The sequence below is a fragment of the Microbacterium sp. BLY genome, from assembly GCF_017939615.1.
GTDB lineage: Bacteria > Actinomycetota > Actinomycetes > Actinomycetales > Microbacteriaceae > Microbacterium.
Map to the genome: position 1 here is coordinate 726,494 of NZ_JAGKSR010000001.1, position 21,041 is coordinate 747,534.

19 protein-coding genes are annotated in these 21,041 nt (G+C 71.1%); 7 read left to right on the plus strand and 12 right to left on the minus strand.

What is annotated here, in order from left to right:
• Positions 1-23: 23 nt before the first annotated feature.
• From KAF39_RS03760 to KAF39_RS03775, 4 genes are read right to left on the minus strand one after another with little or no spacing between them, the layout of a single operon-like run.
• Complete coding sequence (locus tag KAF39_RS03760; protein ID WP_210676024.1) at positions 24-1,715, minus strand: glycoside hydrolase family 13 protein; 1,692 nt, start codon at positions 1,713-1,715, stop codon at positions 24-26.
• Between the two features lie 37 nt (positions 1,716-1,752).
• On the minus strand, positions 1,753-2,631 hold the full coding sequence (locus tag KAF39_RS03765; RefSeq protein WP_210676025.1) for a carbohydrate ABC transporter permease: 879 nt from the start codon (positions 2,629-2,631) through the stop codon (positions 1,753-1,755).
• Complete coding sequence (locus KAF39_RS03770) at positions 2,631-3,563, minus strand: carbohydrate ABC transporter permease (RefSeq protein ID WP_210676026.1); 933 nt, start codon at positions 3,561-3,563, stop codon at positions 2,631-2,633. The genes KAF39_RS03765 and KAF39_RS03770 overlap by 1 nt, the downstream gene beginning before the upstream one ends.
• Positions 3,560-4,885: an ABC transporter substrate-binding protein gene (locus tag KAF39_RS03775; protein ID WP_210676027.1), complete on the minus strand. Its 1,326-nt coding sequence runs from the start codon at positions 4,883-4,885 to the stop codon at positions 3,560-3,562. The genes KAF39_RS03770 and KAF39_RS03775 overlap by 4 nt, the downstream gene beginning before the upstream one ends.
• 96 nt (positions 4,886-4,981) lie before the next feature.
• Between KAF39_RS03775 and KAF39_RS03780 the strand changes: the two genes are divergently transcribed.
• A complete protein-coding gene (locus KAF39_RS03780; protein WP_210676028.1) occupies positions 4,982-6,196 on the plus strand; it encodes an ROK family protein in 1,215 nt (404 codons plus the stop codon).
• A 477-nt stretch (positions 6,197-6,673) separates the two neighbouring features.
• Here the strand turns inward: KAF39_RS03780 and KAF39_RS03785 are convergent, their stop codons facing one another.
• The 4 genes from KAF39_RS03785 to KAF39_RS03800 all read right to left on the minus strand — a co-directional run bounded on the left by KAF39_RS03785 (position 6,674) and on the right by KAF39_RS03800 (position 11,438).
• Positions 6,674-8,038, minus strand: a complete 1,365-nt coding sequence (locus KAF39_RS03785) for a dihydrolipoamide acetyltransferase family protein (RefSeq protein ID WP_210676029.1) — start codon at positions 8,036-8,038, stop codon at positions 6,674-6,676.
• A gap of 122 nt (positions 8,039-8,160) precedes the next feature.
• Complete coding sequence (locus KAF39_RS03790; RefSeq protein WP_210677936.1) at positions 8,161-9,126, minus strand: alpha-ketoacid dehydrogenase subunit beta; 966 nt, start codon at positions 9,124-9,126, stop codon at positions 8,161-8,163.
• Positions 9,127-9,137: 11 nt separating this feature from the next.
• Complete coding sequence (locus KAF39_RS03795) at positions 9,138-10,265, minus strand: thiamine pyrophosphate-dependent dehydrogenase E1 component subunit alpha (protein WP_247641564.1); 1,128 nt, start codon at positions 10,263-10,265, stop codon at positions 9,138-9,140.
• A gap of 105 nt (positions 10,266-10,370) precedes the next feature.
• On the minus strand, positions 10,371-11,438 hold the full coding sequence (locus tag KAF39_RS03800; protein ID WP_210676030.1) for a histidinol-phosphate transaminase: 1,068 nt from the start codon (positions 11,436-11,438) through the stop codon (positions 10,371-10,373).
• A gap of 67 nt (positions 11,439-11,505) precedes the next feature.
• Here KAF39_RS03800 and KAF39_RS03805 point away from each other — a divergent pair, with 67 nt between their 5' ends.
• The 3 genes from KAF39_RS03805 to KAF39_RS03815 are packed head-to-tail and all read left to right on the plus strand — an operon-like array spanning position 11,506 to position 12,538.
• On the plus strand, positions 11,506-11,712 hold the full coding sequence (locus KAF39_RS03805) for a ribbon-helix-helix protein, CopG family (protein WP_029989149.1): 207 nt from the start codon (positions 11,506-11,508) through the stop codon (positions 11,710-11,712).
• A 3-nt stretch (positions 11,713-11,715) separates the two neighbouring features.
• Positions 11,716-12,099, plus strand: a complete 384-nt coding sequence (locus KAF39_RS03810) for a type II toxin-antitoxin system death-on-curing family toxin (protein WP_082750084.1) — start codon at positions 11,716-11,718, stop codon at positions 12,097-12,099.
• Positions 12,100-12,133: 34 nt separating this feature from the next.
• A complete protein-coding gene (locus KAF39_RS03815; protein WP_210676031.1) occupies positions 12,134-12,538 on the plus strand; it encodes a phage holin family protein in 405 nt (134 codons plus the stop codon).
• A 5-nt stretch (positions 12,539-12,543) separates the two neighbouring features.
• On the opposite strand, the gene KAF39_RS03820 is transcribed toward KAF39_RS03815, so the two are convergent.
• Both KAF39_RS03820 and KAF39_RS03825 read right to left on the minus strand, forming a co-directional pair.
• Positions 12,544-13,839 (minus strand): hypothetical protein, encoded by a 1,296-nt coding sequence (locus KAF39_RS03820; RefSeq protein ID WP_210676032.1) that lies wholly within the window; start codon positions 13,837-13,839, stop codon positions 12,544-12,546.
• On the minus strand, positions 13,836-14,090 hold the full coding sequence (locus KAF39_RS03825; protein WP_210676033.1) for a hypothetical protein: 255 nt from the start codon (positions 14,088-14,090) through the stop codon (positions 13,836-13,838). Before KAF39_RS03825 ends, KAF39_RS03820 begins: the two co-directional genes overlap by 4 nt.
• A gap of 165 nt (positions 14,091-14,255) precedes the next feature.
• Between KAF39_RS03825 and KAF39_RS03830 the strand changes: the two genes are divergently transcribed.
• Positions 14,256-14,795, plus strand: coding sequence for a low molecular weight protein-tyrosine-phosphatase (locus KAF39_RS03830; protein WP_210676034.1), 540 nt, complete (start codon positions 14,256-14,258; stop codon positions 14,793-14,795).
• Positions 14,792-16,174: an adenylosuccinate lyase gene (gene purB, locus KAF39_RS03835; protein WP_210677938.1), complete on the plus strand. Its 1,383-nt coding sequence runs from the start codon at positions 14,792-14,794 to the stop codon at positions 16,172-16,174. The genes KAF39_RS03830 and purB overlap by 4 nt, the downstream gene beginning before the upstream one ends.
• 13 nt (positions 16,175-16,187) lie before the next feature.
• Here purB and KAF39_RS03840 read toward each other — a convergent pair whose 3' ends face one another.
• On the minus strand, positions 16,188-17,516 hold the full coding sequence (locus tag KAF39_RS03840) for an alkaline phosphatase family protein (RefSeq protein WP_210676035.1): 1,329 nt from the start codon (positions 17,514-17,516) through the stop codon (positions 16,188-16,190).
• A gap of 319 nt (positions 17,517-17,835) precedes the next feature.
• On the opposite strand from KAF39_RS03840, the gene KAF39_RS03845 reads away from it, so the two are divergent.
• On the plus strand, positions 17,836-20,022 hold the full coding sequence (locus KAF39_RS03845) for a PQQ-binding-like beta-propeller repeat protein (protein WP_210676036.1): 2,187 nt from the start codon (positions 17,836-17,838) through the stop codon (positions 20,020-20,022).
• Between the two features lie 19 nt (positions 20,023-20,041).
• Here the strand turns inward: KAF39_RS03845 and KAF39_RS03850 are convergent, their stop codons facing one another.
• Positions 20,042-21,016 carry an Lrp/AsnC family transcriptional regulator gene (locus tag KAF39_RS03850; RefSeq protein ID WP_210676037.1) on the minus strand — a complete coding sequence of 325 codons (975 nt, stop codon included), beginning with the start codon at positions 21,014-21,016 and terminating at the stop codon, positions 20,042-20,044.
• Between the last annotated feature and the right edge of the window lie 25 nt (positions 21,017-21,041).

The window sequence follows — 21,041 nt, forward strand, 5'->3', positions numbered from 1 at the left end:
GCGCCCCCGCCCGTCGTCCACGGTCAGCTCGCCAAGGACGCCGGAGCCAGCCAGGCCGTGGCCTCGCCCGGCAGGAGGGAGCCGTCGAGGGCCACCGTCGACAGCACGGCGTCGTCCGCCGCCGCACCCAGATCGAACGGCGCGGTGCCGAAGTTCGTCACGACCTCCCAGCCGTTCGGACGACGGAACCGCAGCACGTCCTCCCGTCCGGTGTCGACCCACTCGAGCGTCTCCTCCGTCTGCAGCAGCCGTCGCAGCCGCAGCGCCTCGCGGTACAGGTTGAGGGTCGAGTCGGGGTCGGCGTCCTCCACCTCGACCGCGTGCCGGGCGAACCAGGCGGGCTGCGGCAGATGCGCGCCCGCCGCGCCGAAGCCGTACGAGCTCCCCGACGCCGTCCACGGCAGCGGCACGCGGCAGCCGTCGCGGCCGAGGCCGTCGAAGTCGGCACCGCGGAAGAACCCGGGGTCCTGACGCTGGTCGGGGGCGATCTCCGCGACCTCGTGCAGGCCCAGCTCCTCACCCTGGTAGAGGTAGGCGCTGCCGGGGAGGCCGAGCAGCAGCAGGGTCGCGGCGTGCGCCCGGCGCAGGCCGCCCTCGCGGTCGAGGCCCTCCTCCGGGCCGCCGGCGCGCACCCACTCGGTGCCCTGCTTGACCGCGCGACCGCGCAGCGGGGGCAGGCCGTACCGGGTCGCGTGTCGCGTGACGTCGTGGTTCGAGAGCACCCAGGTCGTCGACGATCCCGCGGCCTGCGCCTGGGCGAGGTTGTCGGCGATGATGCGCTGGAAATCCGCCGCATCGAAGTCGGCGACGAGCAGGTCGAAGTTGAACGCCTGCCCGAGCCCCTCCGCCGAGGCGTACTTCGCACGGCGCTCCGGGGTCTCCACCCACGCCTCGGCGACCGCGGTGCGCGGCGGGTCGTACTCGTTGAAGACCGCGCGCCACTGGGCGTAGATCTCATGCACGTCGTCGCGGTCGATCATCGGGTGCGTGCCGGAGGTGCGGTCCATCGCGTCGAGCTCGGCGCGGGACGGCAGCGGCTCGGTGAGGTCCTTCGTCAGCATGTGGGCCACATCGATGCGGAATCCGTCCACGCCACGGTCCGACCAGAAGCGGAGCGTGGTCAGGAAGTCCTCGCGCACCTCCGGGTGGTCCCAGTTCAGGTCGGGCTGCTCGACGGCGAAGTTGTGCAGGTACCACTGGCCGTCCGCGACGCGCTCCCAGGCGCTGCCGCCGAAGACCGAGACCCAGTCGGTGGGCGGCTCGGTGCCGTCGGGACCGGTGCCCTCGCGGAAGATGTAGCGCTCCCGGGCGGCGGATCCGCGGCCGGCGGCCAGCGCCTCCTGGAACCAGGCGTGCTGGTCGGAGGTGTGGTTCGGGACGATGTCGACGACCACGCGGATGCCCCGCGCGTGCAGCGCCTCGACCATGGCGTCGAAGTCGTCGAGGGTGCCGAGACGGGGGTCGACGTTCCGGTAGTCCGCCACGTCGTAGCCGCCGTCGGCCAGTTCCGACGGATAGAACGGGCTCAGCCACACCGCGTCGATGCCGAGCTCGGCGAGGTAGTCGGCGCGCGAGACGATGCCGGGGATGTCACCCAGGCCGTCGCCGTCGGCGTCCGCGAAGCTCCGCGGATAGATCTGGTACACGGCGGCCTGGCGCCACCAGGTCGCGGTCTTGTCGTCTTCGCGGGTCGCGGTGAGCAGCGAATCGGTCATGAGGAAGAGGCTCTCCTTGTTTCTTGCGGGGGTCGGGTCAGCCCTTGACGGCACCCTGCGTGACGCCCTCCATCACCCAGCGCTGAGTGAAGAGGTAGGCGACGATCGCGGGCGCCATGGCCATCAGGTACGAGGCGAAGGCGACGTTGTAGTTGTTGCTGAACTGGTTCTGGAAGAGGTTCTGCCGCACCGGGAGCGTCTGCAGCGCCGGGTCGGAGATGATGAGCGACGGCATCATGAAGTCGTTCCAGGCGTAGAGGAAGGCGAAGATGCCGACCGTGGCACTCATCGGCGCGAGCAGCGGGAAGATGAGCCGCCAGAACGTCTGCCAGGTGGTCGCGCCGTCGATCCGCGCGCTCTCCTCCAGCTCGATCGGGATCGAGCGCAGGAACGCCGTGAACAGCAGCACGCTGAAGCTGAGCTGGAACATCGTGGCGAGGATGATCACGCCGAACGGGTTGTCGAGGCCGACGCGTCCGGTGAGCTGGATCTGCGGGAGCGCGACGACGGGGAACGGGATGAACATCGCCGCGAGCAGGTAGAAGAACGAGTAGCGGAACAGGCGGCGGTCCCAGTTGCGCACGATCGCGTACGACGCGAAGGCGGCGAGGACGATGGTCGCGATGACGGTGCCCGCCGTGACGAGCAGCGAGATCGCGGCGCCCACCGGGAACTTCGTCAACGTCCACGCCTGCACGAAGCCGTCGATGCTGAACGGTGCCGGCAGCGAGAACGCGTTGCCGTCGACCGCCTGCCCGGTGGTCTTGAACGCCATCGAGATCGTCACGTACAGCGGGATGAGGATCGTCGCCGTGCACAGGATCAGGATGATGGTGCCCGACCAGTTGACGCGCTCCATCCTCTGCCGCTTCCGGCGTCCGTCCGCGGGGATGGTGGTGAGGGTCTCCGTCGACATCAGAACGTGTTCCTTCCGCGGGTCAGCGAGAGCTGGAGGACGGAGATGAGCACGGCGACGATGAAGAAGATCGTGGCGTTGGCCATCTGGTAGGCGTAGTCGCCGCCGTTGAAGCCCGCGATGATCGTCATCGCGACGCTGCGGGTGGCGGTGCCGGGGCCGCCGTTGGTGAGGCCGACGATGATGTCGTAGGCGTTGAGGAAGCCCTTGAAGCCGAGGATCACGTTGATGACGACGTATCCGGCGACCAGGGGGATCGTGATGCGGGTGAGCTGCTGGGTGCGGCTGGCGCCGTCGATGCTCGCCGCCTCGTACACCTCACCCGGCACCGACAGGAGCCCGGCGATGTAGATGAGGAGCGTGCCGGGGACCGCCTGCCAGGCGGTGACGATGACGATCGCGACCCAGGCGAGGTCGGGATTGGCGAGCAGGCTCGTCTCCAGCCACGGGATGCCGGTGGCCGCGCCCGCCGCGGGGATCGAGTTCGAGAACAGGAAGTTGAAGACGTAGGCGATGATGATGCCCGAGATCACCATCGGGATCACGAAGATCGTCCGCAGCCCCGTCTTGAACCGGATGCGGGAGGTGAGGCCGACCGCCAGCAGGAACGCGATGACGTTGACGACGATCACGGTCGCGATGGAGAACCCGAAGGTGAAGAGGTAGCTCTGCAGGATCGCCGGGTCGCTGAACAGCGCGATGTAGTTCGTCAGCCCGTTGAAGCTCCATTCGCCGATGCCGATGGAGTCGGTGAAGCTGAAGAAGATGCCGATGACGCCGGGGACGGTGATGGCGAGCGTGAAGATCACCAGGGTCGGCAGCAGGAACAGGTAGTAGATCGGCTCGACGCGGCGCGTATGGCGGCGGATCTTCCGCCCCTCGCCCGTGAGGATCGCGGTGGTGCTGGTGTCGGTGGTCGTGCTGGTGCTCATGGCGCGGACTCCTCCGTCTCGCCCGATGCGGAATCGTCGGAGCGCGGGATGGGGGCGCGGAAGGCGATGCGCGCCCAGTCCGCGTCCATCGTGCGCAGGACGGACGACGGATCGGCCCCGAGCACCATGGCCTGCGCGTAGTTGTTCATCGGCAACGTCTTCGGGACGAGCACCGACGGGCCCTGATAGATGCGTCCCTCGTCGTAGTACTCGATCATCCCCTCGACGCGCGGGTCGTCCGGCGGGGTCGCGTCGGTCGTCGGGGTGAAGCCGAGCTGCGAGGCGTTGTACTCCTCGATGTTCTCCGGAAGGTAGAGGTACTCGAGGAAGTCGCGGGCGGCGTCCTGGTGCTGCGACTCCTCGGGGATCATGACCGCGAGGTCCATGTTCACCCGGACGGCGAGGTCGTCCGGGTCGTCCGTCATCGGCAGCGGGAAGGTGCCGAGGTCGAGGTCGGGATCGGTCTTGGCGATCTCGCTGAACGCCCACGGGCCCTGCAGGTACATCGCCGCCTCCCCCTTCGCGAAGGCGAGGTTGCCGTCTCCGTACGCGCGGCTCGCGGCGTCCTCGTTCGTGTAGGTGCTCGCGAGCTGCATCATCCTGTCCATCGGCTCCGCGAAGTCCTTCTCGAACGAGACCTCGGAGTCGGGGCCCACCTCGGCGCCCTCCGTGGCGAGCGCGTCGAAGAAGGCCAGCACGTCGAGCGAGCCGCCGACCGCGTAGTCGTACCAGCCCTGGGCGACGGTCCAGTCATCCTTGAACGTGGCGTAGAACGGGTCGATCCCCGCCTCGCGGAGGCTGTCGCTGACGGCGATGAGCTCGTCCCAGGTCTGCGGCACCTCGAGCCCCTGCTCCTCGAAGATCTGCTTGTTGTAGATGACCGAGGCAGCCATGACCGAGTACGGCAGCGCGCTGGTGCGGCCGGCGCAGGAGCCGTACTGATCCATCAGCGGCTGCAGGTCGTCGCGGATGCCGGCAGCTGCCGCGGTGTCGGCGAGGTCGGTGAGCGCGCAGCGCTGGACGAACCGGGCGACCTCGTAGTTGTAGTTGGCGAGCATGATGTCGGGTGGATTGCCGCGGACGAAGCTCGCGGAGACGACATCGACGCCGGACGTGTCGATCTCCACCCTGACGTCGTCCTGCGAGGCGTTGTACTCCGCGACGAGCTCCGTCATGAAGGGGATGGCCTCGCGTTTGCTGAACGTGAAGCGGATCGTCTCCGCGCCCCCGCCGGCGGCGCAGCTGGCGAGCGCCGCGCCGGTCAGCGCGAGGCCGAGCGCTCCGGCGGTCCAGCGCACCGCCCGTGATCGTGTGGCAGACACCGTTGTCCTTTCGTAGATGCGCGGAGTAAATCTAGTGAGCGAATTTAGTCCGTCTAGAGGTACTGTCTCATCTGGGCGACAGAAAGGTCAAGGGGAGTGACAGAGGTCTCGACGGGACTCGGCACCGGCCGCGCGAGCGTGAGCGCGGTGCTCGACTTCGCCTGGACGGCGGGCGAGTTCACCGCCACCGAGGCCATGGCCGGCACCTCGCTCACCCGCTCCACGGCCATCGACGCGATCGACACCCTCGTCACCGCCGAGGTGCTGCGCGAGCTGCCGAACGCCCGTGCCATCGGCGAATACCGCTCCGGACGTCCCGCCCGTCGCTTCGCCCTCGCCGCGGATCTCGGCGTGGTGCTGGGCATCGACGCCGGCGACACCCACCTCGCGGTGACCGTCGCCGACCTCCTCGACCGCACACTCGTCCACCACCGCGTCGAGCTCGACCCCGCCCAGAGCGCCGGCGACCGCCGCGCGACGATCCTGCGGCACCTCGCCGCCGCGCGCGACGAGGCCGGGGTGCCCCCGGAGCGCGTGCTCGCCGTGTGTGCCGGCGTCGCCGCCCCCGTCAACCGTGACGGCATCTCACCCCCGCACCCCGAGGGGTTCTGGGAGCGCACGAACCCCGGCCTCGCCGAAGCCCTGCGCGACTGGGCTCCGGTGGTCGAGGTCAAGAACGACGCCCAGCTCGCCGCGATCGCCGAGGGGACGCTCGGGGTGGCCGTCGACTGCCGCGACTACGTGGCCCTGCTCGCCAGCGAGCGCTTCGGCGGCGGGGTCGTCGTCGACGGTCACGTGCTGCACGGGGCGCACGGCGGCGTCGGCGAGGGCGTGGTGTTCGACCACATCGTCGGCGTCGGCTCGGCGTTCGGACTCCGCTACGCGCTGGAGGAGCAGGCCCGCGGTGCCGTCGAGGACGGCGAGGTCGCCCCCGACGGAACCATCGCCCGCCTCGTGGCGGACGGGCCGGTCGATCCCCGGCTGGTGCTGACCCTCGCCGCCTCCGGAGACGCCGACGCCCTCCGCGTCACCGAGCGCGTGGGCGCCACCCTCGCCCGGGTCGTCGGCGTGCTCGGCAGCATGTACGACCCGGCCCGCGTGATCATCTGCGGCGCCGTGGCGGAGAGCATCGAGCCGGTGCTGGCCGCCGCCCGCCGCATCCTCCCCGACGAGCTGCACCTGCCCGCACCCGAGATCCTCGCCTCCACCCTCGGCGCGGAAGTCGTCTCGGCCGGGGCCGTCGCGACCGCCCGGAAGGCCGCCAGGGAACGTGCCGTCCCGCGCCTCGCGGAACAGCGCCTCACCGCCTGACCCCGCTCCCCCGCGCCTCCTCTCCCCGCCCTCGCCCGCGCCCGCGGCCGCGCCCGCGAGAACAGGCAAGCGCGCAGGTCCAGGCCCTCCCACCCCTGACAGCCTGTCCTCGCGCGAACGCCTGTCGCCCGGCCCCACACCGCGAGAACAGGCACCCACGCAGAGACAGGCCAACACGCGAGCACAGGCCTTCCCACCCCTGACAGCCTGTCCACGCGCGAACGCCTGTCGCCCGGCCCCACACCGCGAGAACAGGCCCCCACGCAGAGACAGGCCAACACGCGAGCACAGGCCCTCCCACCCCTGACAGCCTGTCCTCGCGCGAACGCCTGTCGCGCTGCCGCGCACCGCGAGAACAGGCCCCCACACAGAGACAGGCCCCCAGGCACCATCAGGCCAAGATCGGAGTTCAGGCTTTCCCACACCCCGGCGCATGTCGTCGCGCGGGTGCCTGTGGGGGCGCAGGGGGCTCGCGGGTCAGTCCACCAGGAGCGCGGGCTCCTCGAGGATGGAGGCGACGTCGGCGATGAAGCGGCTCATGCCGTCGCCGTCGATCACGCGGTGGTCGAACGAGCCGGCGACCGTGGTCACCCAGCGCGGGCGCACCTCGCCGTCGACGACCCAGGGCTTCTGGCTGATCGTGCCCATGGCGACGATGCCGGCCTCCCCCGGGTTGATGATCGGAGTACCCGCGTCCATCCCGAACACGCCGATGTTCGTGATGGTGATCGTGCCGTTCTGCTGATCGGCCGGCGGAGTCTTGCCCTCGCGTGCCGTGAGCGTGAGACGGTTCAGGGCGCGGGCGAGGTCCTTCATGCTGAGGTCCTGCGCGTCCTTGATGTTCGGCACGAGAAGGCCGCGGGGCGTGGCGGCCGCGATGCCGAGGTTCACGTAGTGGCGCACGGCGATCTCGGCCCCGGCCTCCGTGTCGATCCAGGCCGCGTTGACCATCGGCGTCCGGCGGACCGCCCAGATCACCGCGCGGGCCATGATGAGCAGCGGCGAGACCTTGATGTCGGCGTAGTCGGGCGAGGCCTTGAGGCGCTTGACGAGCTCCATCGTGCGGGTGGCGTCGATCTCCTTCCACACCGTCACGTGCGGAGCGGAGTACGCGCTCTGCACCATCGCCGACGACGTCGCCTTGCGCACGCCCTTCACGGGGATGGACTCGGTGCGGTCGTCGCCGGCCGCTGACGGGCGCACCGGCGCGAGGCCGCGGGCCAGGCCGGACGGGGCCTGCGGTGCAGGCACCGTCTCCTCGCGCACGCTCCCCCACTCCGGGGTCTCGATGTTGCGGAAGACGCTGGCCTGGGACGCGTGCTTCATCACGTCGTCGCGGGTGACCTCGCCGTCGGCGCCCGTGGGCGTCACGCTCGTGAGGTCGACGCCGAGGTCGCGGGCGAGCTTGCGGATCGGCGGCTTCGCGATCACGCCGACCGACGACCGCACGGGACGCTCGGCCGGCCGCTTGCGCCGCGAGGTCGCGCCGCTTCCGGAGCCGTAGCCGACGAGCACCGACCCGCCGCCCTCCTCAGGCGCTGGCGCCTCGGCCGTCGCGACGGTGCCGGGTGCGACCGAACCGGTCCCCGAGCCCGCCGCAGGGTCGGTCACGAAGGTGATGATCGGGGTGCCGACCTCGACCGTCGCCCCCTCCTCGACGAGCAGCTCGCCGACGACGCCCGCATGTGGAGAGGGCAGCTCGACCAGGGACTTCGCTGTCTCGATCTCGCAGATGACGTCGTTGATGGCGACCCGGTCGCCCGGCGCCACCTTCCACACGACGATCTCGGCCTCGGTCAGCCCTTCGCCGACGTCCGGAAGGGGGAAGTTCTGCGTGCTCATGCGGAGTCCTTTCGTGGGCCGCGTTCATAACTCAGGAGACTCGAACTGTTGCGCGCCCCTGCGCCCGCGCTGGACGGGTGAAGGGGGCGGTTGTCCTGAGTTGTGAACATGGAACGTCGGTGTCAGTAGGCCAGGGAGCGGTCGACGGCTTCGAGGATGCGGTCGGCATCCGGCAGGTAGGCGCCTTCGAGCTTCGCGGGCGGGAACGGGGTGTCGTAGCCGGAGACGCGCAGCACCGGAGCCTCGAGGGCGTAGAACGCGCGCTCCATGACGGTCGCGGCGATCTCGCTGCCGAGGCTCGTGAATCCCGGCGCCTCCTGCGCGTAGACCATGCGACCGGTCTTGCGCACCGACCCGAGGATCGGCTCGTAGTCCACCGGCGACAGCGAACGCACGTCGACGACCTCGCAGCTCGTGCCCTCGGCCTCGGCGAGCGCGGCCGCCTGGAGCAGCGTCGTGACCATCGCGCCGTGCCCGACCAGCGTCACGTCGGTCCCGGTCCGCACCACCCGGGAGGAGTGCAGCGGCACGGCGGGCGCGTCGAGCTCGACCTCGCCCTTCGGCCAGTACCGGCTCTTCGGCTCCAGGAAGATCACCGGGTCGTCCGACGCGATGGCCTCCTGGATCATCCAGTAGGCGTCGTTCGCGGTGGACGGCGACACCACCCGCAGACCGGGGGTGTGCGTGAAGTACGCCTCCGGGCTCTCCTGGTGGTGCTCGACCGCCCCGATGTGCCCGCCGTACGGGATGCGGATCACGACGGGCAACCGCAGCGACCCCTCGTGCCGGTTGGTGAGCTTGGCGAGCTGGGTGGTGATCTGGTCGAACGCGGGGAAGACGAAGCCGTCGAACTGGATCTCGACGACGGGACGGAACCCCGCCATCGCGAGGCCGATCGCGGTTCCCACGAGGGCCGACTCCGCGAGCGGGGTGTCCAGCACACGCTTCTCGCCGAAGTCGCGCTGCAGGTGCTCGGTGATGCGGAAGACGCCGCCGAGCTTGCCGATGTCCTCGCCCATGAGGAGGACCTTCGGGTCGTCCTCCATCGCCTTGCGCATACCGGCGTTCAGCGCCTTGCCGAGCGGCATGGTCTCCCGGGTCACTGGCCCTCTCCTTCGAACGACGCCTCGTAGCGGGCGCGCCAGGCTTTCTGCTCCTCGATCAGCGGATGCGGCTCGCTGTACACGTGGTCGAACATGAGGTCGGCACGGGGCGGGCCGAGCTGCACCGTCCGGGCACGGAGGTCTTCCGCGGCGTCGGCGGCCTCGGCGTCGACCTCGGCGAAGAAGCTCTCCTCGGCGCCGCGGTTCTCCAGGAAGGCGCGCATGCGGACGATCGGGTCGCGCCCCGCCCACGCGAGCTCCTCATCGTCGCCGCGGTACTTCGTCGGGTCGTCGCTGGTCGTGTGCGCGCCGAGCCGGTAGGTCACGGCCTCGATCGCGCGCGGGCCGCCGCCGGCGCGCGCCTCGTCGAGGGCGACGCGGGACACCGCGTAGCTGGCGAGCACGTCGTTGCCGTCCACGCGGACGCTCGGGATGCCGTACCCGGCGCTGCGCTGCACGAGCGGCACCCGCGACTGCGTGGTGACGGGGACCGAGATCGCCCAGTGGTTGTTCTGCAGGAAGAACAGCGTCGGGGCCTGGTAGCTCGCAGCGAACACCATGGCCTCGTGCACGTCGCCCTGGCTGGAGGCGCCGTCGCCGTAGTAGACGACGACGGCCTCGTCGCGCTCGGGGTCGCCCGTACCGGTGCGTCCGTCGAAGGTGAGCCCCATCGCGTAGCCGGCGGCGTGCAGCACCTGGGAGCCGAGCACGAGCGTATACAGCCGGGTGTTGCCGTTCTTCGGGTCGGTCGGGTCCCAGCCGCCGTGCGAGACGCCGCGCATGAGCTTGATGATGTCGACCGGGTCCACGCCCCGAATGCGGGTGACGGCGTGCTCGCGGTAGGAGGGGAAGATCGTGTCCTGCGCGCGGGCGGCCCGACCGGAGCCGACCTGCGCCGCCTCCTGTCCGCGGCTCGGCGGCCACAGGGCCAGCTGCCCCTGCCGCTGCAGGTTGGTGGCCTGGGTGTCGATCGCGCGGATGCCCACCATGTCGCGGTAGAACTGCGCGAGCTCGGCATCGGGAATGGCCTCGATGAGCGGCAGGTACTGCTCCGCGGCCGGCGTCGGGGCGACCTTTCCGGTCTCGTCCAGAACGCGCACGAGGGGGGTCTCAGAGGTGCTCACCGCCCCCACGCTACCCGCGTCGGCATGCCCGGTCACGCATACCTAGGACACCCTCGTATCTCCCCGGAACCCCGAGATTACGCGGTTCCCGGGGTGTCGCCGCCGTCAGCGGAGGGCCGCGGCGACCTCCAGCACGCGAGCGACGGCCGCCTCCTCGCCGACGGAGATCCGGATGCCGTCGCCGGAGAACGGACGCACGATCAGGTCGGCGTCGACGAAGGCCGTCGCCACCTCGTCGGTGCGCGCTCCCGTCGGCAGCCACACGAAGTTGCCCTGAGCGTCCGGCACGTCCCAGCCCTGCGCGCGGAGCCCCTCGACGAGGAGCGCACGCCGCTCGACGATCACGGCGACGCGCTCCAGGAGCTCGGCTTCGGCGTCGAGGCTCGCGATGGCGGCGTTCTCGGCGGCGGACGTGACCGACAGCGGGATGCCGGTGGTCCGCGCCGCGTCGAGCACCTTCTCGTGACCGATCGCGTAGCCGACCCGGAGCCCGGCGAGACCGTAGGCCTTGGAGAACGTGCGGAGGACGACCACGTTCGGGTGCGCCTCGAAGACGCGCTCGGCAAGGCCGTCGACGGCGTCGGGGGCGGTGACGAACTCGGCGTAGGCCTCGTCGAGGATGATGAGCACGTCGGACGGCACGCGATCAACGAACGCCGCGAACTCGGCGGACGTGATGATCGGACCGGTCGGGTTGTTCGGCGTGCAGACGATGATCGCCCGGGTGCGGTCGGTCACCGCGTCGGCCATCGCGTCGAGGTCGTGACGGGAGTCGGCGGTCAGCGGCACCTGCACCCCGGTCGCACCGGCGACCAGCGGCAGGCTCGGGTACGCCTCGAACGACCGCCAGGCGTACACGACCTCGTCGCCGACGGAAGCCGTGGCGAGCACGAGCTGGTGCAGGATCGCGACGCTGCCGGAGGCGACGTGGACCTGCTCGGGCTCGACCCCGTAGCGCGCCCCGAGCCGCGCACGCAGGCGGCCGGCAGTGGCATCGGGATACCGGTTCATCGGCGTCGTGTGCTGCAGCGCGTCGAGGACCGACGGCAGCGGATCGAACGGGTTCTCGTTGCTGGAGAGCTTGAAGGCTTCGGGACCGGCCTGCTTGCCCTGGCGGTACGGGGCGAGGGAGGCGATGGCGGGACGGATGCGGGGCAGGGTCGGCTCGGTCACGCGTCGAGTCTAGGACGTGGGCGCGGCCGCCCTTCCGAGGCCGCGGGTGCGGTGGTACCATTCTGGTATGGCTATGACGGTGCGACTCCCTGAGGAACTCGATGCGCGGCTCGAAGACATCGCACGAGCCCGGCACGTCTCCAAGCACGCCGTGATCATCGAGGCGGCCACCCGGTTCGCGAACAGCGAGTCCAAGACCGATCGAGTTCTGGCGCTCGCGGACGAGGTGACCGAACGCTACGGCGACGCCATCACGCGCCTCGAAGACGCCTGATCGATGGCCACCGAGTACATCGAGCCCGAGCAGGCCCTCGCGCTGATCGCGAAGCTCGGCCTGCATGTGCGCGACGAGGGGCTGCTCTTCTCCGCTCTGGCGCGACCCGCCGCCGGCATGTTCGGCGTCGATGCGTATCCGACGTTCGCGGAGAAGGCGGCGGCCCTGATGAGCTCCGTCGCCCAGAATCACGCACTGTTCGACGGGAACAAGCGCACAGCGCTCTATCTCACCTTCATCTTCATCCGGCTGAACGGCTACGACATCACCTTCACGAACGACGAAGCCTTCGAGTTCGTGATCGATGTCGCGCAGAGCCGGATGGATCTCGGGGAGATCGCCCAGGTTCTCGCCGCCCACATCCGTCCCGTGGACGACCGCGGCTGACACCGCGAGCCGCGCATGGGAGACTGAACGCATCATGCGCTTCATCATCCGGGTCGTCGTCAACGCGTTCGCCATCTGGGTCGTCACGCTCATCCCCGTGCTCCAGGTCACGGTGCGGGCCTTCCCTCCCGGGGAGACGCTGCAGCTCGTCCTGACGCTTCTGGCGGTCGGCGCCATCTTCGCGCTGGTGAACACGATCATCGGGACGGTCGTGAAGATCGTGGCCTTCCCGCTGTACATCATCACCTTCGGCCTCATCGGCTTCCTCATCAACGGCTTCCTGCTCTGGCTGACCGCCTGGATCACCAGCAGCTTCGGCTGGGGCCTGGCGGTCGAGTCGTTCTGGTGGGGTGTGCTCGCGGCCCTGATCATCTCGATCATCAACGGCATCTTCGGCTTCATCCTGCGCCCGCAGAGCAAGCGCTCCCGCCGCGACTGACACGCTCACGGCGCCGACGCCACGCGCTCAGCGCGGTACTCGGTGCGCTCCACGGCGACCGCGCGATCGAGCTCCGTCCAATAGGCGTCGAGCGCGACGGCGCGAGGATCGTCGGACGCGTCCACCTGTTCCGCGGTCTCGATGTACGTCTCGAGCGCATGGGTCTGCAGCGCGAAGTCCTGCGGGCCGGGGTCGGGGTCGCCCACCCGGCTCGCGATGAAGCTGTCGGGCGCTCCCGTCCCCTCCGGCGAGCCGCCGGCGGCGAGCGCGGAGACGACGTCGTCGGTGTGCCGGAGCTGCACGAGGGTCTGGTCGGTCGAGAGCACGGGCTCGACCGGGCTCCCGGCGGTCAGCTGCGTCGTCACCGCGAACCCGCTCTCCCGCGCGAGGTGCGCCGCGATCATCCCGCCCTGCGAATGGGCGACGACGTCCACCCGGTCCCCGGGTCGCGCACCGGCGGCGGCCAGCGCGTCCAGCGTCGCCTGATACGACGCGGACCGACCTCCGGTGTAGAGCTCGACGTTGGACTTCATGTCCCAGGGCTCCGTCCCACCCGCGTCCCCCGGCGCCATCGACCGACTCCCGCCCAGGTACGCGACGTACCTCGTCGCCCCGCCGGGCATCGTGTACCTCTCCACCGCCACCTGCGCGCCCGCGGACGCCGGCATCCGCCGGAGCGCGCCCGCCAGCCCGCTCGGCGCCGAATTCGGCCGCGAGCTCGCCACCACCCCGACGCGCACCGGATCCGCCGTCCCGCTGAGCGTCATCCCCGGTCGCACGCGTCCGAGGCCCGAGGTCATGCCGACGACGGCACCGGCCGAGAAGAGCGGGGGAAGGAGCCCGCCGGCGTCGAACTGATCGTCCAGGCCCCGGAATCGTCGATCCTGGGCCCGCCGTTCCAGGGCGTCGGCGAGAGGACCCAGCCTCTCATCGGCGGCGAGGAGCCGGCGCAGTCGCGCCTCCCGTGCGGCGGCCGCCGCGGCGTCGGTCTGCGCCAGCACCTGCGCCTGCGCGCGCAGCTCGACCACGTCGTACACCTCCGCGGTGAGGAGGAGATCGGCGGCCGCGGCCTCGATGTCGGTCACGAGCTCTCCCAGCGCGGCCACCGCCGCCCGGAGTGACCACGCGATCGGGAAGAGATCGGACCAGGCGCCGGCGGAGAGCACCGCCTCGGCCCGCGCGACGGCGTCCTCCGCCGCCGTGGACGATGGCAGGAGGCCCCGTACGCGGGTCGCGAGGTCGCGGAGCTGCCCGGTGTCCACCGCGATCGCGCCGCCGTGATCGATGCTCAGACCGCTCACGCCGCCTCCGTCCTCATCCGGCACTCGGCCACCATCGCCCGCGCCCCGGCGGCATCGTCCGCCAGCCGCGCCAGGGCCAGTCGCAGCGCGCGCGCCCCTTCGGACTCCCAGGAGCCCGCCTCGCGCAGCGGTCCCAGCGCACCGACCACCTCGTCGAGCCGCGCGAGGGCGGCATCCAGCTCCGCCAGACCGGCGGCCCGCAGCGCGGGGTCGACGCCGGGCGAGGGGGAGGTGAGCGGGGAGAAGGACATGCCCCACAGCCTTCCCTCGTCCTCGTCTCGCCCCGGTCGGAGGGGTCGCGAGCGACGCGTCCGGTGGACAGCCGGACCGTCGGAACCACGGTGCAGGAAGACCGGCGGTCGCCTCCGCTCCGACGGCCGCTGTGCAGGAACGGCATCGACCGGCAGAATGGACCCGTGACAGCCCGAGATCCCTTCCGCGTGATCTTCGTCTGCACGGGCAACATCTGCCGCTCCCCCATGGCGGAGGTCGTGTTCCGCGATCTCGCCGAGCGCCAGGGACTCGGGTCCCGGATCGTGTCGCGGAGCGCCGGCACCGGCGACTGGCATCTCGGCGAGCGCGCCGACCACCGCACCATCGACTCACTGGCCCGGCGAGGGTACGACGGGTCGCAGCACCGCGCCCGGCAGTTCACCGCGGCGTCGTTCGCCGAGAACGACCTCGTGGTGGCACTGGACCGCACCCACGAGCGCATCCTCCGCGAGTGGGCCAGGGACGAGGACGAGGACGGCAAGGTCACGCTGCTGCTCGCCTTCGACCCGGAGGCCTCGACGCAGGACGTGCCCGATCCCTACTACGCGGGCCCCGAGATGTTCGATTCGGTGCTCGGTATGATCGAGACGGCGACTCGTGGCTTGTTCCGCCAGCTCGAACCCGCCCTGCGCCCGCCCCGCTCGCCCCGAACCTTCGGGGCCTCATCAGGAGGACTCCCCTGACTTTCCAGCCCTCGCTCCCGCCGCAGCCGCTCAGCCCCCTCGACGGTCGGTACCGTGCCGCCGTCACCGGGCTCGCCGACTTCCTCTCCGAGGCCGGACTCAACCGTGCGCGGGTCGAGGTGGAGGTCGAATGGCTCATCGCCCTCACCGACCGGTCGTTGTTCGAGACGTCGCCGCTGGCCGATACGGACAAGGAGCGCCTGCGCGCGCTGTACCGCGACTTCGGACAGGCCGAGATCGACTGGCTCGCCGAGAAGGAAGCCGTCACGCAGCACGATGTGAAGGCCATCGAGTACCTCGTGCGCGACCGACTGTCGACGCTGGGCCTCGACCGCATCGCCGAGCTGACCCACTTCGCCTGCACGAGCGAGGACATCAACTCCACCTCCTACGCCCTGACCGTCAAGCGCGCGGTCGAAGAGGTCTGGCTCCCGGCCCTCGACACCGTGATCGCGAAGCTGCGCGAGCTCGCGGGCGAGCACGCCGACGCCGCGATGCTCTCCCGCACCCATGGCCAACCCGCGACCCCGTCGACCATGGGCAAGGAGCTCGCCGTGTTCGCGTGGCGTCTGGAGCGGGTGCGCGCGCAGATCGCCGGCTCCGAGTACCTGGCGAAGTTCTCCGGCGCGACCGGCACCTGGTCCGCTCACCTCGCCGCCGACCCGGACGCCGACTGGCCGACCATCGCGCGCGAGTACATCGAGGGGCTCGGACTGGGGTTCAACCCGCTGACCACCCAGATCGAGTCGCACGACTGGCAGGTGGAGCTGTACGACCGGGTGCGTCACGCCGGCGGCATCCTGCACAACCTCGCGACCGACATCTGGACCTACATCTCGCTCGGCTACTTCGCGCAGATCCCGGTGGCCGGCGCCACCGGCTCGTCGACGATGCCGCACAAGATCAACCCGATCCGCTTCGAGAACGCCGAGGCCAACCTCGAGATCTCCGGCGCCCTGCTCGCGTCGCTCGGGCAGACTCTCGTCACGAGCCGTCTGCAGCGCGACCTCACCGACTCCACCACGCAGCGCAACATCGGCGTCGCGTTCGGGCATTCGCTGCTCGCCCTCGACAACCTGCGTCGCGGCCTGAACGCGATCTCCCTGTCGCGCGACGTGCTGCTCGCCGACCTCGACGTGAACTGGGAGGTGCTCGCCGAGGCGATCCAGACGGTCATCCGCGCCGAGGTCGTCGCCGGCCGGTCGAGCATCCAGGACCCGTATGCGCTGCTCAAGGAGCTCACGCGCGGGCACCGCGTCGGCGCCGCCGACCTCGCCTCCTTCGTGGAGGGCCTGGAGATCGGCGACGCCGCCAAGCAGCGCCTTCTCGCTCTGACGCCGGCGACCTACACCGGCATCGCGGAGCGCCTCGCCCGCTGACGCGCCCGCGTGGTCAGTGCGGTCGGAGCGCCTCGACGAGCACGCGCCCTTCCGCAGCGGAGGGCGCGTCGAAGCCCAGCAGCGCGGAGATCGTGGGGGCGATGTCGATGTGCCGCGGGTCCTGTGCGCTGTGGTGCGGACGCACGCCGGAACCGGCGAGCGTGAGCACGGTGGACATGGTGCGGGACACCCCGTGCACCCCGGACACACCGTCCGACGGTGCGGCGCCGAGGCTCCACCCCTCCTCGGGCTCGATCACCAGCTCGCCGTACTTCTCCGACATGTGCATCGCCTGCTGATCGGCCTCGTCGTACACGGCAGCGACGTGGGGAAGAGCGGAGACCGCGGCCTCGATCGCGGCAACGGCTGCCGGGTCTCCCGCCGCGTCGCCGACGAGGTGCAGGGAGCCCACCCCGCCGACGACGATCACCGCATCCGTCGCGGCTTGCGGTGACTGTCCGGCCGTCAGCATCTCCGCCTGATACCCGGCTCCGGCGATCGCGGCGAGCAGCTCGTTCCGCATGCCCTGGGTGAAGGTCTCCATGCCGTGGTCACCGGTCACCACGAATGCCGTACGCCCGAAGATCCCGGCATCCTTGGTCGCCTGCACCAGACGCCCGATCTGCGCGTCGACCTCGGCGATCGCCGCCGGCATGTCCGGCGCGTCCTTGCCGTCGGCATGGCCCAGGGCGTCGAGACGGTCGCAGTAGACCGCGATGAGGTCGGGGATGCCGGCCATCTGCACCGGGGTGCCCGCACTCATGACCGGCTGCCCCTGCAACACCGCGACGGCGTCGTCCGTGCGGCGTGCGCAGTCCCCGCCGGGCTGCGTGTACAGGCCGGCGGGGTCGCCGAACGCGGTGCCGTGGTTCTGCACGATGAACCACTGGGACGACAGCACGGTTCCCCCCTGGGCCCTGATCGACTCGGCGATGGTCGGCACCGCCAGATCGCGCTGCTGTCCGACCGCCGTCCCCGTCGCGGGGTCGAAGAAGTAGGCCGCGTTGTCGTGGGTCTCCGGCCATGCTCCCGTCGCGATCGACGACCAGGACGGGTTCGTGATCGACGTCATAACCCCCGTGGACTCGCTGATCGCGCCGCGGGTGGCGAGAGCGCGGAGGTTCGGCATCGCACCCCCGGCCAGATAGTCCGGGTCGAAGCCGTCCAGCGCGATGAGCACCACGTGATCGGCGAGCGGCGGGCGCTCCCCCGGTCCGCCCCCGGGAGCTCCCGGTGCCGCGACCGCCGGCCCGGCCACCGCCGCTGCTCCCACGGTCACCGCCGCGGCGAGCAGCCCGAGCCCGCCCACCGTCCGCGTTCTTCTCCTCGTCGCGAATCCCATGCTGATCCTCCTCACGTCGCCGGGCCGGCGTCCGTCGCCGCCCGTGCGACCGACGGTGTCCGGTTCCCCGGCGGGGGATCAAGCGACGGACGTCCGGGCGCAAGAGATCGTCCATGCCACCGGCTCCGGTGAGCGAATCGGGCACGATGCCGGCCGCGCGGATGGCCGATTTCTTGCGAGCCGCCCCGCCTCGATGTCGATCCATCGCATTCCCCTCCGCACGGAGACCGGCCGGGACGCGGTCCCGCTTGGGTGCTGCGGAGACGCCCACGACGAGGAGGAGCGGACAGTGGAGAGAACGGCAGGAACGAGACCCCCGGTGCAGACGCCCCTGACCAGGCGGGGATTCCTCGGCCTGTCCGCGGCCGGGATCATGCTCGGAGCAGCGGGCGGCTGGGGACCGTGGCCCGGCGGGAGCGTCGGTGCCGCCGCCGCGGATGACGAGACCGCGGGCACCCTCCGGTTCGCGGTCCTGACGGACACGCACGCCAACGAGGACGAGACCGAGCGGATGGCGAACCTCCGCCGCATCTTCGGCGCGATCCAGGCGGAGGATCCCGCCTTCGTCCTGCACTGCGGAGACATCACCGACTACGGCAGCGACGGCTCGTTCGCGGCCTACCGCGACCTCATCCCGGCCGCGCTCTGGGAACGCCTGCGCCACGTCCCCGGCAACCACGAGATCCGCTGGGACACCAGCGCGCGCCGCCGTTTCCAGCACTGGTTCGGCCCCACCAGTTACGGTTTCGACGCCGGCGGCGTGCACTTCCTCGCCCTGGACCCCACCCAGCTGCTGCAGGAGCCGGGGCTCTTCGGCGATGAGCTCGCCGTGCTCGAGGAGGAGCTGCGCGCGGTCGGCGACCGTCCGTCCGTCCTCTTCCTGCACTATCCGCTGGGCGGGGCGAACTACTACGTGAACGATACGGACGCGCTGCTGCGCACCCTCGCGCCCTTCCCCGTGCGCGCGATCTTCGCCGGCCACCGGCACCTCAACGAGATCGATCGCTTCAACGGCCTCACCCAGGTCACGACCAACGCCGCGCGCCCCGGCCCGTTCTATCTGCGGGTCACCGAACGACGCGGGCAGACGGGGCGCACGCTGCTCGTCGAGCACGTGACGCTCGGCGCGACCGATGCCGCCGCACCGACGGTCGAGACACTCACCGAGATCCCCCTGGACGCGCCGTCCGCTCCCACCGCGCCGATCCGCATCGCACCCCGGCCCGGTTCGACGGGGATCGCCCTCACCGCGGTCACCACCGGCGCGGCCGTCGCCGTCGATGCGCGGCTGCACCCGCAGGACGTCTTCGGCGCACGCGATGAGAGCGCCTGGACGCCGCTCACGGCCCGAGGGCGCTCCTGGCATGGCACCGTCGACCGCGCGGGGGTCGCACCCGGACGCCACCGCGTGCAGGTCCGCGCCGTCGACGACACGGGAGCGCGACGAGAGGAATGGGCGGAGGTGGAACTGCCCGGTCCCACGCGGGCCCGGGCAGCCTGGGAACTCGAGATCGGCGGTCAGATCCAGGGCGCGCTCGCGGCGCGAGGGGGGACCGTCGTCGCGTGCTCCACGTCGGGCCGGGTGGTGGCCGTCGACGCCGGCGGACGCGGCCGGCCCCGACCGCGGTGGACCGCCGACACCGGCCCGATCCATCGCGGCGCCGCGTTCACACCCGACGGACGACTCGTGCTCGTGCCCAGCGCCGACGGCCTACTGCTCGCCCTGGACGCCCGCACCGGACGCACCGTCTGGACCAGCCGGTTCCCGAAGCCCGTGCTCACCACACCTCTCGTCGCCGCCTCCGACGGCGCGACCCGCATCCTCGTCTCCGCCGAGGACACGCTGCGCTGCCTCGACCGGGACGGCACCACCCTGTGGGAGGCGCCGGTGCCGGTCCGCACCGCCGGACGGGCCGCCTGCGACGGCGAGCGTGTGTTCGTCGGGGCGGGCGACGGCCGCGGCTACGCCTACGACCTGCGCACGGGCGCCGTCCTCTGGTCGGTGCTCACGACCGACCGCCCCGATCGCTACCGCCAGCTCATCTACGGTCCGTGGGACGACTGGGTCGAGGTGCTCCCGACGGGGGCCGTGCTGTTCAGCACCGTCGTGGATGCGATCGCCGTCGACCCGCGCACCGGTGGGGTGATCTGGCGCACGCCCGGCAGCTACATCTTCGCCCCCGCGCTGTCGCTCCCCGACGGCGGGCTCCTGCTCACATCGGAATGGGGAGTCGTCGCCGTCGTCGATCAGGCCTCCGGGGCGGTGCGATGGAGCGCGCCGGCCGTGCCCCGCGCCGTGAACGCCGGCCCGGTGATCGACCCCCGCACGGGGACGGCCTGGCTCGTCTCGGTCGGCGGGCTGCTGGCCGGGATCCGCCCGGCGGATCGCACCGTCGCGGTCGATCGTCAGCTCTTCACGGCGAACACGTTCTCGACCCCGGTCCTCGCCGCCGACCGGCTGGTGGTCGGCGCGCAGGACGGCGTGCTCCGCGCGTACTCCCTGTGAGCTCGTCGCGGTCCCGCCGTCACGCGGCGGGACCGCGGACGAGCCCGGCGCGTTTGACGGATCGCAGCGCGACGGCCACGTCGGCGTGCTGGAGTCCCGGCAGGCCGCCGATCGTCGCGGAGATGAACTCGTAGAGCGCCGCGTCCGACGCGAGAGCGACCTCGCCGCAGAGATTCCGATCGCCGGTCGTCGCCGAGATCATCAGCACGGACGGGTGCTGCGCCAGCATCTCGCCCACGCGCCCCAGCTGCGTCGGGTTCACGCTCAGGGAGACGAAGGCGTTCACGGGGAGACCCACCGTCTCGGGATCGACGACAGCGCGCATGCGCAGCGCCCCCGACGCCAGCATCGCCTCGGTGCGCCGCCGGACCGTCACCGGGCTCGCCTCGCATCGCACGGCGAGCTGCTGCCACCCGAGCCGCCCGTCGGCGCCGAGCGCCTCGGCGATCCGCAGGTCGAGCGCATCGAGCCGCACCGGGTCGCCGGGGAGCGGGTCCTGCCAGGGGTCCAGACGCTGGGAGCGCAGCTGCGCGGCGATCTCCTCGGGCAGCAGCTCGGGCAGCCAGCTGTGGGGCGTCGCGAACCGGCGCACCACCTGGTTGCTCCACACCGCCAGCACGCCGTCCAGCGACGGCAGCTGTTCGAGCGTGATCGCCAGCAGGTGGTCGTTGGAGGTGTAGTTGATCTCCGCGATGCAGTCGACGCTGCCGGTGACGAGCTTCACGGATCCGCACTCCGGCCAGGCCGCTAGCCGCAGCGCCGACCGGTTGCCGTCGCCGGGACGGCAGCGGAGCCGCACGAACAGGGACCGCGAACGCGCGGTGGCCTCGCCGTCCAGCACACCGATCACCCGCACGGCACCCTCGCCGATGAGCCGGACCACGCGACGCGACACCGTCGCCTCCGACGTGAACACCGCGTCGCTGATCTGCGCGTTCGTGGCACGAGGATTCGCCATCAGGGCACCGATGATGCGGCGGTCGAGGTCATCCACGAACCGTACGTTACCTTCACGCTGA

Coding starts and splice junctions, on each gene's coding strand:
- KAF39_RS03815 (WP_210676031.1), top strand. CDS start 12,134: ATGCGCTTCATCATCCGGGTCGTCGTCAACGCGTTCGCCATCTGGGTC.
- KAF39_RS03810 (WP_082750084.1), top strand. CDS start 11,716: ATGGCCACCGAGTACATCGAGCCCGAGCAGGCCCTCGCGCTGATCGCG.
- KAF39_RS03765 (WP_210676025.1), bottom strand. CDS start 2,631: ATGTCGACGGAGACCCTCACCACCATCCCCGCGGACGGACGCCGGAAG.
- KAF39_RS03760 (WP_210676024.1), bottom strand. CDS start 1,715: ATGACCGATTCGCTGCTCACCGCGACCCGCGAAGACGACAAGACCGCG.
- KAF39_RS03825 (WP_210676033.1), bottom strand. CDS start 14,090: ATGTCCTTCTCCCCGCTCACCTCCCCCTCGCCCGGCGTCGACCCCGCG.
- KAF39_RS03840 (WP_210676035.1), bottom strand. CDS start 17,516: ATGGGATTCGCGACGAGGAGAAGAACGCGGACGGTGGGCGGGCTCGGG.
- KAF39_RS03770 (WP_210676026.1), bottom strand. CDS start 3,563: ATGAGCACCAGCACGACCACCGACACCAGCACCACCGCGATCCTCACG.
- KAF39_RS03790 (WP_210677936.1), bottom strand. CDS start 9,126: ATGCCGCTCGGCAAGGCGCTGAACGCCGGTATGCGCAAGGCGATGGAG.
- KAF39_RS03785 (WP_210676029.1), bottom strand. CDS start 8,038: ATGAGCACGCAGAACTTCCCCCTTCCGGACGTCGGCGAAGGGCTGACC.
- KAF39_RS03805 (WP_029989149.1), top strand. CDS start 11,506: ATGGCTATGACGGTGCGACTCCCTGAGGAACTCGATGCGCGGCTCGAA.